Annotated in this window: 12 protein-coding genes; 11 read left to right on the top strand and 1 reads right to left on the bottom strand. The window is 36.4% G+C overall.

Annotated elements, in window-relative coordinates; all coding sequences use genetic code 11:
• Window positions 1–2 precede the first annotated feature (2 nt).
• The 11 genes from WKV44_01550 to WKV44_01500 all read left to right on the top strand — a co-directional run bounded on the left by WKV44_01550 (window position 3) and on the right by WKV44_01500 (window position 12,963).
• Window positions 3–1,322, top strand: coding sequence for a UDP-glucose/GDP-mannose dehydrogenase family protein (locus tag WKV44_01550; GenBank protein ID MEM5947218.1), 1,320 nt, complete (start codon window positions 3–5; stop codon window positions 1,320–1,322).
• On the top strand, window positions 1,319–2,722 hold the full coding sequence (gene ahcY, locus WKV44_01545) for an adenosylhomocysteinase (GenBank protein ID MEM5947217.1): 1,404 nt from the start codon (window positions 1,319–1,321) through the stop codon (window positions 2,720–2,722). The genes WKV44_01550 and ahcY overlap by 4 nt, the downstream gene beginning before the upstream one ends.
• Before the next feature lie 35 nt (window positions 2,723–2,757).
• Window positions 2,758–3,924: a methionine adenosyltransferase gene (gene metK, locus WKV44_01540; GenBank protein ID MEM5947216.1), complete on the top strand. Its 1,167-nt coding sequence runs from the start codon at window positions 2,758–2,760 to the stop codon at window positions 3,922–3,924.
• A complete protein-coding gene (locus WKV44_01535; GenBank protein MEM5947215.1) occupies window positions 3,848–4,555 on the top strand; it encodes a hypothetical protein in 708 nt (235 codons plus the stop codon). The genes metK and WKV44_01535 overlap by 77 nt, the downstream gene beginning before the upstream one ends.
• A gap of 9 nt (window positions 4,556–4,564) precedes the next feature.
• Window positions 4,565–6,250 (top strand): hypothetical protein, encoded by a 1,686-nt coding sequence (locus WKV44_01530; protein ID MEM5947214.1) that lies wholly within the window; start codon window positions 4,565–4,567, stop codon window positions 6,248–6,250.
• A gap of 105 nt (window positions 6,251–6,355) precedes the next feature.
• Complete coding sequence (lysA, locus tag WKV44_01525; GenBank protein ID MEM5947213.1) at window positions 6,356–7,606, top strand: diaminopimelate decarboxylase; 1,251 nt, start codon at window positions 6,356–6,358, stop codon at window positions 7,604–7,606.
• 131 nt (window positions 7,607–7,737) lie between these two features.
• Window positions 7,738–8,778: a diguanylate cyclase DgcA gene (gene dgcA, locus WKV44_01520; protein MEM5947212.1), complete on the top strand. Its 1,041-nt coding sequence runs from the start codon at window positions 7,738–7,740 to the stop codon at window positions 8,776–8,778.
• A 27-nt stretch (window positions 8,779–8,805) separates the two neighbouring features.
• Window positions 8,806–9,366, top strand: coding sequence for a bifunctional nuclease family protein (locus WKV44_01515; protein MEM5947211.1), 561 nt, complete (start codon window positions 8,806–8,808; stop codon window positions 9,364–9,366).
• Between the two features lie 10 nt (window positions 9,367–9,376).
• Window positions 9,377–10,996: an alpha-amylase family glycosyl hydrolase gene (locus WKV44_01510; GenBank protein MEM5947210.1), complete on the top strand. Its 1,620-nt coding sequence runs from the start codon at window positions 9,377–9,379 to the stop codon at window positions 10,994–10,996.
• A 117-nt stretch (window positions 10,997–11,113) separates the two neighbouring features.
• On the top strand, window positions 11,114–11,716 hold the full coding sequence (locus tag WKV44_01505) for a hypothetical protein (GenBank protein ID MEM5947209.1): 603 nt from the start codon (window positions 11,114–11,116) through the stop codon (window positions 11,714–11,716).
• Between the two features lie 23 nt (window positions 11,717–11,739).
• On the top strand, window positions 11,740–12,963 hold the full coding sequence (locus WKV44_01500) for a cation:dicarboxylase symporter family transporter (GenBank protein MEM5947208.1): 1,224 nt from the start codon (window positions 11,740–11,742) through the stop codon (window positions 12,961–12,963).
• Window positions 12,964–13,008: 45 nt separating this feature from the next.
• On the opposite strand, the gene WKV44_01495 is transcribed toward WKV44_01500, so the two are convergent.
• Window positions 13,009–13,635 carry a hypothetical protein gene (locus WKV44_01495; protein MEM5947207.1) on the bottom strand — a complete coding sequence of 209 codons (627 nt, stop codon included), beginning with the start codon at window positions 13,633–13,635 and terminating at the stop codon, window positions 13,009–13,011.
• Window positions 13,636–13,647: the final 12 nt, after the last annotated feature.

Below are 13,647 nucleotides of genomic sequence, written 5' to 3'. Positions count from 1 at the left end.
TTATGGCAATAAAGATAGCTGTCATAGGAACAGGATATGTTGGTATTAGTACATGTGTTGGTCTTTCCGATTTTGGTAATATTGTTGTAGGTTTTGATATAGATGATAATAAGATAAAACGATTATCGTCCGGTGATCCTGTAATATACGAAAATGGAATGGAATATTATCTCAAAAAGAATCTTGAAACAGGAAGATTGTCATTTACATCGGATTTTAAGGTTGCTTTAAAAGATGCCGAGGTTGTTTTTCTTGCTGTAGGAACTCCAGAAAGAGAAGATGGGAGTGCAGATCTCAGTCAGATAAAATCGGCTCTGGATGCTATAGCAGAAATAATAGACAGGCCTTTGGTTATTGTTACAAAATCTACTGTTCCTGCAGGGACAAATAGATGGATAAACGATTATATGTCTTCCAAAGTAGATGAAAATTTATTTGAAGTGGTTTCTAATCCTGAGTTTTTACGAGAAGGTAAGGCGATACACGATTTTTTTCATCCCGATAGGGTCGTAATAGGTACTAAGGATGGAAAAGAAAATCCAATTATGAGGGATATTTATCGTTCCTTGTATTTGATAGAAACTCCTTTTATCTGGTGTAACTGGGAGACAGCGGAATTAATAAAATATGCTTCCAATGCTTTTCTTGCAACAAAGATAACATTTATAAATCAAATGGCAAATCTTGCGGAAGAAATGGGGGCGGATATACATAAAATTGCAAAGGCAATGGGAATGGATGGAAGAATAAGTTCTAAGTTTCTTCATCCGGGACCTGGATATGGGGGAAGCTGTTTTCCAAAAGATACAAAAGCTCTTGCCAAAACAGGAAGAAAAGTTGGTGTTGTGATGAGTCTCATAGAAGAAGTCATTTCTTCTAATGAAACACAAAAAGAAAGAATGATAGAAAAGGCAAAACGTCTGTTAGAAAATAACATTTCTGATAAAAAAGTAGCTGTTTTGGGATTAGCTTTTAAAGCAGAAACTGATGACATAAGGGAAAGTCCGGCAATTACTATTGTAAAAGGCTTTTTAAAGGAGGGGGTAAAAATAAGTGCTCACGATCCCAAAGCAGTAGAAAATTTTAAAAAGCTGTTTCCTTATGTTGAATATTATGATAATGCATATGATGCATGTAAAAATGCTAATTTGGTTATCATTTGTACGGAGTGGAATGATTACAGAAATCTTGATCTTGATGAGATATCGAGAAATGTAAAAGAAAAAAAGATTTTGGACCTTAGAAATGTTCTTGATCCAGAATCGGCTATAAAAAAAGGTTTTGTCTACGAAGGAGTAGGCAGAAAAGGAGTTAATTTATGACAGATTATAAGATAAAAGACATGGGTCTTGCTGATTTTGGTAGAAAAGAAATAGAAATAGCAGAAAAAGAAATGCCGGGGCTTATGGCGTTGAGGGAAAAATATGGTGCTAAGAAGCCTTTAAAAGGTGCTAAAATTTCCGGTTCTCTTCATATGACTATTCAAACTGCTGTTTTGATAGAAACATTGGTAGAGCTTGGTGCTTCTGTGAGATGGGCAAGTTGCAATATTTTTTCTACACAGGACCATGCAGCAGCTGCTATAGCAAAGGCAGGTATACCGGTTTTTGCTTGGAAAGGAGAAAGCTTGGAAGAGTATTGGTGGTGTACGGAACAGGCACTTACTTTTCCTGATGGAAGCGGTCCTGACCTTATAGTTGATGATGGGGGAGATGCTACTCTTATGATTCATAAGGGTGTGGAAGTAGAGAAAAATCCAGAATTACTGGAAAAAGATTACTCTTCCGAAGGAGAGGATTTTATTGAGCTTATAAAAAAACTCAAGGACACATACTCCCGAGAAAAAAACAAGTGGACAAAAATAGCGAAAAAAATAAAAGGAGTTTCTGAGGAAACAACAACAGGTGTTCATAGGCTTTATCAAATGTTAAAAGATGGAAGTCTTCTTTTTCCTGCAATAAATGTAAATGACAGTGTTACAAAGTCCAAGTTTGATAATCTGTATGGATGTAGAGAATCTCTTGCCGACGGTATAAAGAGGGCCACGGATGTTATGGTTGCAGGAAAAGTTGTGGTGGTTTGTGGTTATGGTGATGTTGGTAAGGGTTGCGCTCAATCCATGAGAGGTTTTGGTGCACGCGTTATTGTAACCGAAATAGATCCAATATGTGCATTACAGGCGGCTATGGAGGGGTATGAAGTCAAAACAGTGGAGGACACCCTTGCTTATGGAGATATTTATATTACTGCTACTGGAAACTGTGATGTCATAACGGCAGAACATATGTCAAAAATGAAGGATCAAGCAATAGTATGCAATATAGGTCATTTTGATAACGAAATTCAAGTTTCGGAACTGGAAAAAATACCTGGAATAAAGAAGATCAATATAAAACCTCAAGTTGATAAATATGAATTTCCTGATGGGCATTCTATAATCCTGCTTGCGGAAGGAAGGCTTGTAAATCTCGGATGTGCAACAGGACATCCTTCTTTTGTAATGAGCAATTCTTTTACCAATCAGACACTTGCACAGATAGAGTTGTGGACAAATGATTATGAAATAGGTGTATATACTCTTCCCAAAAAACTGGATGAAGAAGTTGCGGCATTACACCTTGAAAAGCTTGGAGTAAGACTTACAAAGCTTACAGAAAAACAGGCAAAATATATTGGAGTGCCACTTGACGGACCCTATAAACCTGAGCATTATCGTTATTAATTTTTAAAGAAAAACATCATAAAAGGAGTATTTTTATGAGAAATAAAGAATCTTATTTATTTACATCCGAATCTGTAAGCGAGGGGCATCCAGATAAGCTTGCGGACCAGGTAAGTGATGCAGTTCTTGATGAATGCCTCAGACAAGATCCAGGCTCTAGAGTTGCATGTGAAACATATACAACAACAGGAATGGTTCTTGTAGGTGGAGAGATTGCGACTTCTGCGCATATAGATGTCCAAGAACTGGCAAGAGATGTTGTAAAAAGGATAGGCTATGATAAGCCAGAATATGGATTGGATTATAAGAGCATGAGTGTTATAAGCACTCTGCAGAAACAAAGTCCGGATATTGCGCAGGGAGTTATGGAAGGAACTGGTCTTTTTAAAGAACAGGGTGCTGGTGACCAGGGGATGATGTTTGGTTTTGCTTGTGATGAGACAGAAGAATACATGCCTGCAACAATTATGCTTTCTCATAAGTTGTTAATTAAAGCCGCCGAGATGAGAAAAAAGTCCGAAATATCTTGGTTGAGACCTGATGCAAAGAGTCAGGTGACAATAGAATATCAGGGATATGTACCCAAGAGAATTGATACGGTAGTAGTTTCTCATCAGCATGATGAAGATGCTTCTTATGAAGAAATAAAAAACACAGTCATAGAAAAGATAATAAAACCTGTTCTTGAACCTACAGGGCTTCTTTCCGATGATACTAAGTTTTTTATAAATCCTACTGGAAGATTTGTCGTAGGAGGTCCTCACGGTGATACTGGGCTTACTGGAAGAAAAATAATAGTTGATACATACGGTGGTGTGGCAAGACATGGTGGTGGGGCTTTCTCTGGAAAAGATCCTTCTAAAGTCGATAGATCTGCAGCATATATGTGCAGATATATAGCAAAGAATATAGTTGCCGCAGGATTGGCTAAGCGATGTGAGATCCAGGTAGCATATGCAATAGGAGTACCATTTCCTGTATCTGTTATGGTTGATACTTTTGGTACTGCTGTCGTAGATGAGGTAAGAATAGAGAAAGCTGTTAAAGAAATTTTTGATTTGAGTCCGTCAGGCATAATAAAGACGCTTGATTTGAGACGTCCTATATATAGCAATACGGCAGCGTATGGACATTTTGGCAGAGATATTTTCCCATGGGAAAGGCTGGACAAAACAGAAGAGCTTAAAAGAATATTTTCATAACTTTAGCATAATGGTTTATAAAAAGGGAGCAGGCTTTAGTATGTTTTTTTCTTTAAAAAGAGAAGCTTTGCTTCCTTTTCTTATAATTTTCTTTATAAAATACATAGGGCTGATATTTTATCTTCCGTATACAAAGCAAAGTTTATTTTCTGAGCATAATATAAATTCTCCTGAAGTCATCATACCACTGGAAGGAGAATATGTTGTACGACATAAAAAAGCAGTAGAACTTGTATTATCAGTGTATGACAATGCTTTTATATTTCTTCCCAATCTTTTTTATAAACCCAACATAGACTATATAGAAAAAATACAAGCGGAAAACAGAAATATAAAAATAATAAATGCCTATGGAAGAATAAAATCCACATATGGTGATGCAAAAATAAGTTATACTTATTTAAAGAAAACCAAAATCAGAAAAATAATTATCATAACAGATTGGTATCACTCTTGGAGAGCTTGGAATATTTTTAATAAGGTTTTTGGCGATTCTTTTGAAATAGGTTTGTTATTTTCTAGAGAAAAACCGGATAACTTTAATGAGCGAGAAAAAATAATCATGTGGCAAGAATATAAAAAATATGTCGCATTTTATTTTTTTTCTCCCATATATGATATATTTTCATAAGGTGTGCGTATGAATATTAAAAAGATACAAAAATCAATATTCTTTATATTGATAATAAACATCGTTGCACATGCACAAGCTTTCTTAGATCCTCAGGATGATATATATAAATATTTTGACAGATGGATAACAACAGGTTATGTGGATTTTTTGCCTCCACTCAGACCATATCCGCAAGAAATTTTGGAAAAAGGGTTATTACAAGTTATAGAAAGAGGTGACAGACAGAGCAGAAATAAAGCAAAGAGCTTTCTGGAAGAGATAAAAAAAAATGATTCATCCAAGTATTATAATCAAGAAAAAGAGAAACAGGAGCTCGAGTTTTCTTCTCCTGTTTTTACTCCTCTGGCAAAAGCATTGATAAACATATCTGACAACGATTTTTTTGCAATAAGCGGAGCAGGATTCCTCCTTGATTATAGATTAAACAGCCTCATATATGCTGCGGCGGATTGGAGCCTTTTGCTTGTGGATAAGCAAAACGGGGAGAGTCTCTCTTCTCCTTCTCCTCCTGCAAGGAGTAAGCAGCTGGAGGGAATGGCACAGCCCGAGTATAGTGGATTCCCTCTGGATATGGTTGCTGATTCTTCCAACATGAGTATTGCAGGTAGAACGTATTACATAAAACAAAGCATACACAGTATAATCAATATGGGAGATAGCAGACTATATACACAGATCGGCCTCGTAAGAAGCAGCTTTGGGCCATTTTTTTCTGAGAGCATAGTCCTTTCTCCCTCTTCTCAGCATGCAATAAGATATAATCTGGTATACTACGCTCTAGGATGGACATATTCCGCAATATATATGGATCTTGTTGCTACCAATAACATAGGAGAAGGAGCAAATACCGGAAAGCATCTTAGAATAAACAGCCTAGAGTGGAATATAGGAAAGAATATAAGAGCGGGACTTTTTGAAACCGTACTGTGGGGACCTGATTTTAATCTGTATTATCTTATACCTCTGGGAGAGCTTACTTATCAACAGATATACGCAGGAGCCCCCGATAACTCACTGTTTGGCCTTAGTCTCACAGTACGGACACCTTACCGGTTCAGATATGACATAATGTTATATGTAGATGACCTTGAGTTTTATGATCTGGTAAAATTAAATTTTAACACACTTTATAAAGCAAGCATCCAAACAGCTATAAAATGGGTTCCCCTCTACAAAAGCCTAAAAGACATATCCTTGGAATACATACTGATAACCCCATATATGTATACACATAAGGACTCCGACACATACAATTATCTCAACTATACCCACGATGGGCTCAGCCTTGCACTCCAGTTACCACCCAACTCTGATAGACTTATGCTAGCGGCAACGATAGAGCCATTGGATTGGGTTACCCTATCGCCTAAGCTTAGCTTTACCAGACACGCAAACGCTTCGGAAGGAATAGCGGATATAGCCTATCCTGCAGACGGGAGCATCTTTGATGCAGGTTACACTACTACCGGATATCCCAGCTTTGATGCGCAGCCCACAAGATTTATGACTCAGGATACAATAGAAAAAACTCTAGAAGCAGGACTTGATGCGGGCTTTGCCATAGAAACAGAGAGTTTGGACATGAAAATAGAACTAGCTTATAAAATTCTTTACACATGGAACTACAATCTTATTGCCGGAAACAACAAACTACAAAATTATATAAGTATAAACAGCAAAATAACCTGGTAAAATAAAAACCGAACGGCATTAGCGCATAGCGCTAATGCCTTTTATCCCATAGCAAAAAAAAAGATAAAAATATAAGATAATAAAAACTCAACAAACGGAGCAGATATGGAAAAAAAACTACCATTTACAAAAGAGCAAATAGAAAAAATCATAGAACAATATCCAACCCCCTTTCACATCTATGACGAAAAGGCAATAAGAGAAACCGCAAGAAAATTTAACCTGGCTTTTAAGTGGGTTCCGGGAGGATATAAGAACTATTTTGCAGTAAAAGCACTTCCTAACCCACACATAATGAAGATACTCCAAGAAGAAGGAATGGGATTTGATTGCAGCTCATTGCCAGAACTTCTTCTTGCAGAAAAAGTCGGAGCCAGTGGAATCGACATAATGTTTACTTCCAATAATACACCATATACAGAATACCAAAAAGCAAAAGAATTGGGAGCAAAAATCAATTTGGATGATATAACACATATAGAATATCTAGAAAAACATGCAGGCATACCTGATTTTATATGTATGAGATATAATCCTGGGCCTTTAAAAGAAGGCAACAGCATAATAGGAAAACCGGAAGAAGCAAAATACGGATTTACAAAAGAACAAATAATAGAAGGCTATAAAATTTTAAAACAAAAAGGAGCAAAAAAATTCGGTCTGCATACGATGGTAGCATCCAATGAGTTAAATCCCGAATACTTTGCAGATACAGCTAGGTTGCTTTTTACACTTGTGGGAGAAATAAAGGAAAAAGCAGGAGTAGATATAGAGTTTATAAACCTCGGAGGAGGTATAGGAATCCCATATAAACCGGATCAAAAAGAAGTGGATATACATCTTGTGTCTGGTCTCATAAGACAATCTTATGAAGAGCTTATAGAAAAAAAAGGCTTATATCCTGCAAAGATTGTTACGGAAAGTGGTAGAGCAATAACAGGACCTCATGGTTATCTTATAACAAAAGCTATCCATGAAAAACATATATACAAAGAATATATTGGTGTTGATGCATGCATGGCTAATCTTATGCGCCCCGGAATGTATGGAGCATACCATCATATTACGGTTTTAGGTAAGGAAAAAAATCCCTGCGATCATGTTTATGATGTTGTTGGCAGCTTATGTGAAAATAACGATAAATTTGCTGTGGACAGACAACTCCCAGAGATAAAGATAGGTGATATTATAGTAATACATGACACCGGAGCTCATGGACATGCTATGGGTTTTAACTATAATGGTAAGCTAAGGTCTGCAGAACTTTTGTTAAAGGAGGATGGGACTGTTAAGCTTATACGGAGAGCAGAAACCGTGGAAGACTATTTTTCGACTTTAGATTTTTCTTCTCTATAATAAAAAAGGCTGCCTCATGGCAGCCTTTTGTTCGGTATAATTCTTTATTAAAATAATTCTTGTATTTATTCAAAATCGTTATAAAATAAACTATATGTACTATATGAAAAAAAAGGAGCTATACCCATACCATGGATGAATCTAATATAGAAGAGCAAGAGAAAAAAAAATATGAGAAACAAATCTATGATCTCAAGCAGCTTATAGAAGTAAGCAAAAGCCTTAATACTAATCTTGACTTGGATGACCTTATTGATTCTATACTCTATGTTACCATGGGACAGCTTAGGGTAGAAAAGGCGGGGATTTTTGTAAGAAGAGGTATGGGGAATTATGATTTTATATTGCATAGGAATTGTTTTGGTTTTGAGGTGGAAAAACACAACATAGAGTTTAGAATATCTGGGAAAAGTCCACTTATAAGGCTTCTTGAGCAGTCGCATAATGTTCTTTCTCTTGATGAACTACAAGAAAATATGGATGATTATGATATACCTGAGGTTATTAAGGTTTTAAACCCTCATATGATAGTTCCCCTTCTGTCCAAAAAAGTGGTTTATGGCATACTTATCTTGGGAGAAAAAATAGATGGGAAATCTTTTTCCATCTATGAAAAAAACTATCTTATTGATTTGGCCAATATAGCAAGTGTTGCTCTCCATAATGCTTTTTTGTATGAGATGGCAGTTACTGATTTTCTTACCAAGCTGAAATTAAGAAATTATTTCGAATCTGTTTTAATAGATAACATATTTCTTGCAAATAGAGATAAAGTTCCACTTTCTCTTATTATGGGGGATCTAGATCATTTTAAGTTGCTCAATGATACTTACGGACATCTTGCAGGGGATCTTGTTTTGCAGGATTCTGCCAGAATAATTATGGAACATATCAGAAAAACTGATGTTGCTGCCAGATATGGGGGAGAGGAGTTTGCAATACTGTTGCCAAATACATCTTTGGAATCTGCGTATTATATAGCTAATAGGATAAGAGAAAATATAGAAAATAATGTAATAGTTCATAACAATACAGAGATGAGAATCACTATTTCCCTAGGGGTTGCTCAATATGATCCTATAAAAGATGAGTCGAAAGAGGCTTTTATAGAGAGAGCGGATAAAGCACTCTATATGGCAAAAGAAAAAGGAAGAAACAGGGTTTGCATTTAACCGGGCAAAACACTAATATTATAAAATATGAGGAACTCTGACTTAAAAAAAGCGGATGTCTGGACTGTTGCAAGAACAGAGGGAGGAACAGCTGTACTTTTACGTCCCGAAGGTTTGGATAAGGTGGTCCCGATTTTTATAGGCCATCTTGAGGCACAATCCATACTTATTGGTCTTGGAAATGTTCCTATGCCCAGGCCGCTTACACATGATTTGTTTATAAAGCTTCTGGAAGTATTGGATATAAAAATAAAAAAAGTGGAGATAAATGATCTAAAAGAAGCTACTTATTATGCCCGCATTATACTTGACAATAAGGGGAAAATAATGGATATGGATTCTAGACCCTCTGATGCTATTGCTATTGCGGTAAGATGTGGGTGTCCCATATATGTTGCAGATTTCATTATTGAAGAAACATCCATATCCATTAGCCTTATGGAGAAGGAGAGGTTTGAGCCTTCTCCTACAGAACTTGAGATCTCGAGATTGGAAGAGGAGCTTAATAGGGCTCTGGAGAACGAACGATATGAAGAGGCTGCAAGAATAAGAGATAGAATCAGAGAGCTTAAAAATTCTCGTCATTAGCAGGTGTAAATTGGGTACTTTTTTAAAAAATCCTGTGGTGCTTGTAAAAAAGCTTCCAGTATGGTTTTTTCATCTTTCTGGAAAATATAGAAAACCGATTAAGAGTCTTACTGATATTCCCAATGAGGAGATAGAACAATTAAAGAGTCTGGGAATAGATTATTTGTGGCTTATAGGCTTGTGGCAAAGAAGTTTTGCATCCGAGAAGATAAAAAGACTGCAGGGTGAAAAAGATAAGATAGGCTCTGCTTATTCTATAGTTTCCTATGATGTTGATAACAGAGTAGGAGATAAAAAAGCTCTGGATGTGTTTCTGGACAGGCTTCATTCTAAGGGGATGGGACTGGTAGTGGATATAATCCCCAATCATATGTCGGTTGACAGCAAATGGCTTATTGAAAATCCTGATTTTTTTATGCAAGCAAAGAATAAGCCGTATGATAATTATTGTTTTTCCGGTGTGGATCTGTGTGACAATGAAAAAATAGAAGTAAGAATAGAGGATAAGTATTATACAAAAGAAGATGCGGCAGTGGTTTTTTCTGTAAAAAACAGCAAGGGACAGGAGTGGTTCATATATCATGGGAATAATGGAGAGGGTATTCCTTGGAATGATACGGCTCAACTGGATTATACTAATCAGGTCCTCAGAAAAAAAATGCTATTGTTGATAAGAGATATGTCAAAAAAATATGATGGCATAAGATTTGATGCTGCTATGCTTCTTTTGAGAAACCAGTATAGGAGATTATGGTTTCCAGAGCCCGGCAAGACGGCTTCTGTTCCTTCCAGAGATTCTTATTCTCTGGAAGAGTCTAAGTTTTTAAAATTAATGCCTGAGGAATTCTGGGATGAGGCCGGAAGAGTTCTGAAAAAAAAAGGTTTGTATATATTTGAGGTCTTTTGGGGACTAGAAAAGGAATTTTTAAAAAGGTTTTCCTACGGATATGTATATAATGCGGCATTTGCACATCATCTTGCTCTGGAAGAGAATGCTGAGCTTAAAAATTATATAAAAGATATTTTGTCGGAAGAGCTGAGACTGTTTTTTAGATTTTTATATTATCTTAGTAGTCCTGACCAGGACTCTCCCTTGTCCAGATATAAGCCTATGGAGAAATATAAGGGAGCATGCTGCTTTATGTCTGCTTTGCCGGGTGCCTTTTTGTTTACACATGGGCAAATCGAGGGATATCAGGAGTATTATCCTGTTGATGTTGCGTCTCCGTCCAAGTATGAGGAGGAGCTTTTATTTTTGTGGCATCATGAGGTGATAGCTCCCATTTTACATGAAAAAAAGAACATGGGATTTCCAGAACTCATTTTGTTTTTCCCTTTTTTTGTTGGAGATAGTGAGGATGATGATGTTTTTGTTTTTTTTGTAAAGACAAAAACAAAAAAATATCTTATTGCATATAATAATAGTTCTCAGGAAAAAAAGGGGTATTTTTCTAATAGTTTTGCATCCCGCTGCGGTGAGCGAATTATAAAAGAGAATATAGTCAGACTCATAACAAGTAATTTTGCTTATGAGTTGATAAGGAAGGAAAGGTTGGTTTTTAAAAAAGCGGAAAATTGTCTTTTTTTGGAGTTAGGGCCATATCAGCCTGTTTTTTTTATTTTTGACTGAGTATTTTATTCTTGTGTTGCAGTATAAGTGTATTTATATTGTCTTTATTTTTTCTATTTATATGCTGGTGCTGTTTTTTTGTTGACCTAGATTAAAAGGCTTTGTAGTATAAAAAGCATGAAAAAAAGCCTTTTATTTATTGGAAACAATGCTACTTTTATGGATTCTATGGCCATTAGGCTGCTGTCCGTGTTTGATATTCAATTGTGTCTTGCTGAGGAACACAAGAGAGAGGATGATGATATAGGTGTAAGGTTTTGGGAGCCATCTTCTTATCTTTCTGCTAAGACTGTGGTTGGTTCTTATATGAGAAAACAGCACCCAGAGCAGGTAGTTCTTCTTTTTTCTCCACACAAGGAGGATTTTACGGATTTTTCTGTAAAATCTATAGAAGAGGCCTGTGACTCGTGGATAAAGGGTTGGCTGTTTATTCTTAAGGAGCTGGAACCGTTCCTTTATAAGGATGCCATAATGTTGACTTTTGTTCTTGATACAAGAAAGAGGGAAGATAGTATTATCAATTTTTTTCTTGAAAAAAGTTTCTTTTATCTTGCTGACAGATATCTTGAGAAACAGAATGATGGTTTTTCTGTAAGAGCTGTTATTTATTCTTCTGATTTGGAGTCTGAGTTGTGTGATTTTATATCTGATTTGCAAGTTCCCAGAAAGTCAAAAAAGTGGCAATATATTCCCAAAAAACGCGGTTTTCTTGGAATTTAGATGTTTTACAAGAGGTATAGTGTATGAAAATTTGGTTTAAAACTTTGCTTGGACTTCTTGCCGGCTTTTTATTTACTTTAGTTGTGCCGTATTCCGATGGTATTAAGGCTTTGATTGAGTTTTTCTATGCTTTTATTATCAATGCAGGTCGTTTTTTGCTTGTTCCTCTTGTTTTTAGCGGTCTTAGTCTTGCCATATATGAGCTTATAAAGCATAAGAAAACAGTAAAAATATGGAAAAATCTTTTTATTGTTTTTGGTGGTTTTAATATCGGGATGATTGTTTTCAGCCTTATTTTTGGTGCTGTTTATCCGGGAGAGAGGATCCCTCTTATAATGGAAGAAAACGTTAATATGGATGTACCTTCTTTTGCCGAGCTTGTTTCTTCTGTTTTTCCTCCTGATTTTATAAGTATCTTTATAACTTCCGGAACTTTTTTGTTGCCTGTTTTTGTTTTTGCTATTCTTCTGGGAGCTAATTTGTCTTTTGATACTTATTATACGGATCCTTTTATAGATGTTTTGGATGGTTTTAATCGTATTATCTATCATATCAATCATTTTTTTGTTGAGATTATTCCTTTTGTCATGGGGTTTGTTTCTGCAAGGTTGTTTTTTATTTTACAGAAAGAGAGCGATATTAGTGTTTATTCCGGCTTTCTGTTTATGCTTCTCGTTTTTGTTCTTTTTGTTCTTATTTTTGTTTCTCTTGTTATGTTTCTGATAAAGGGTAAGAGTGGGCTTCTTTTTCTTTATCAGGATCTTAATTCTTTTCTTTTTGCTTTTTTTTCCGGGGATGTTTATTTTTCTCTTGGTTCTCAGATGTTGCATGGCAGGGAAAACTCAGGTGTTCCCAGACGGATAGGGGCTCTTTCTTATCCGTTTTCTGTTCTTTTTGGCAGATCGGGTAGTGTTTCTGTGATGATTTTATCTTTTATAGTTATTCTTTCCTCTTATTCCAGTCTTGGAATTCCTTTTACGACTTTTTTATGGATTGGTTTTGTTTCTCTAGGTATTATGTTTTTGATGGGTGCTTCTCCTGGTTATGCTGTTGTGATGGGTCTTTTTGTCATCTGTGGTATGTACGGAAGGGCTACGGAGGAGGGATATCTTATTTTTAAGCCTCTTTTCCCTCTTATGATCAGTGTAGGTACTTTTCTTGATGCGGTGATTTCTTCTGCTGTTTCTTTTCTTGTTGCAGAGCGTTCTGGAGAGAGGAAGGATGTTCTGCCAGAGGAGTATGTCTGATAAAAAAGCGGAGCTGCTTGCAGCTCCGCGTTCGGTATAATGTCTTTATTTTAGTACTAGTCCTAGGTGTAAGAATAGTCCTAGTTCATCATAGAATGGGTAGCTGTCCCACAGTCTAAAGAGCGGTATTCTTGTTGTTTCTCCCACCATGATTGACATGTGTTCTGTGATTTTCCAGCTAATTCTTAAGGATAGTTCCGGATAAATAAGTCTGAATCCGCCGTAGTAGTATGATAGGAGTTCTCCTGATGGGTCTTGGCCGTAGGATTTTATGGGGAGTTTGAAGATTAGTGTGGGTGAGAAAAAGCCATCAAAACTGAGGATGGAGTTTATATCTATGTGGTATCCTATGTAAGGCCGTAGTATTATTGATAAAAGAAGCGCCGCATTTGCTGCTTCTATTTCTGCCGGTGCTGCTTTGTTTGCTGACATGAGAAATTCTCCCCATGATAGTGCCAGGGCTGGATGAAAGCTTATATTGTCTGTTATGTGTAGAAAAATCTCGATGCCTGGTGTGTGATTAACCGGGGATGGGGCTGCATCAGAGGTGGAGGTAAAGCTTATGCCAAAGTCGTCCGTTATTGCAAAGCCCTTGTAGTCCAGTGCGTATAAAAAATCCGCCATGCAGAATACTAATAATGCTACTGTCATGGCGGTTATTTTATTTTTCATATGATAAATATA

It is taken from the genome of Spirochaetia bacterium 38H-sp (assembly GCA_039023545.1).
In the GTDB taxonomy this organism is placed as follows: domain Bacteria; phylum Spirochaetota; class Spirochaetia; order Winmispirales; family Winmispiraceae; genus Rarispira; species Rarispira pelagica.
Note: the sequence above shows the minus strand (reverse complement) of the source record. Positions and strands in the feature narration are given on the sequence as shown.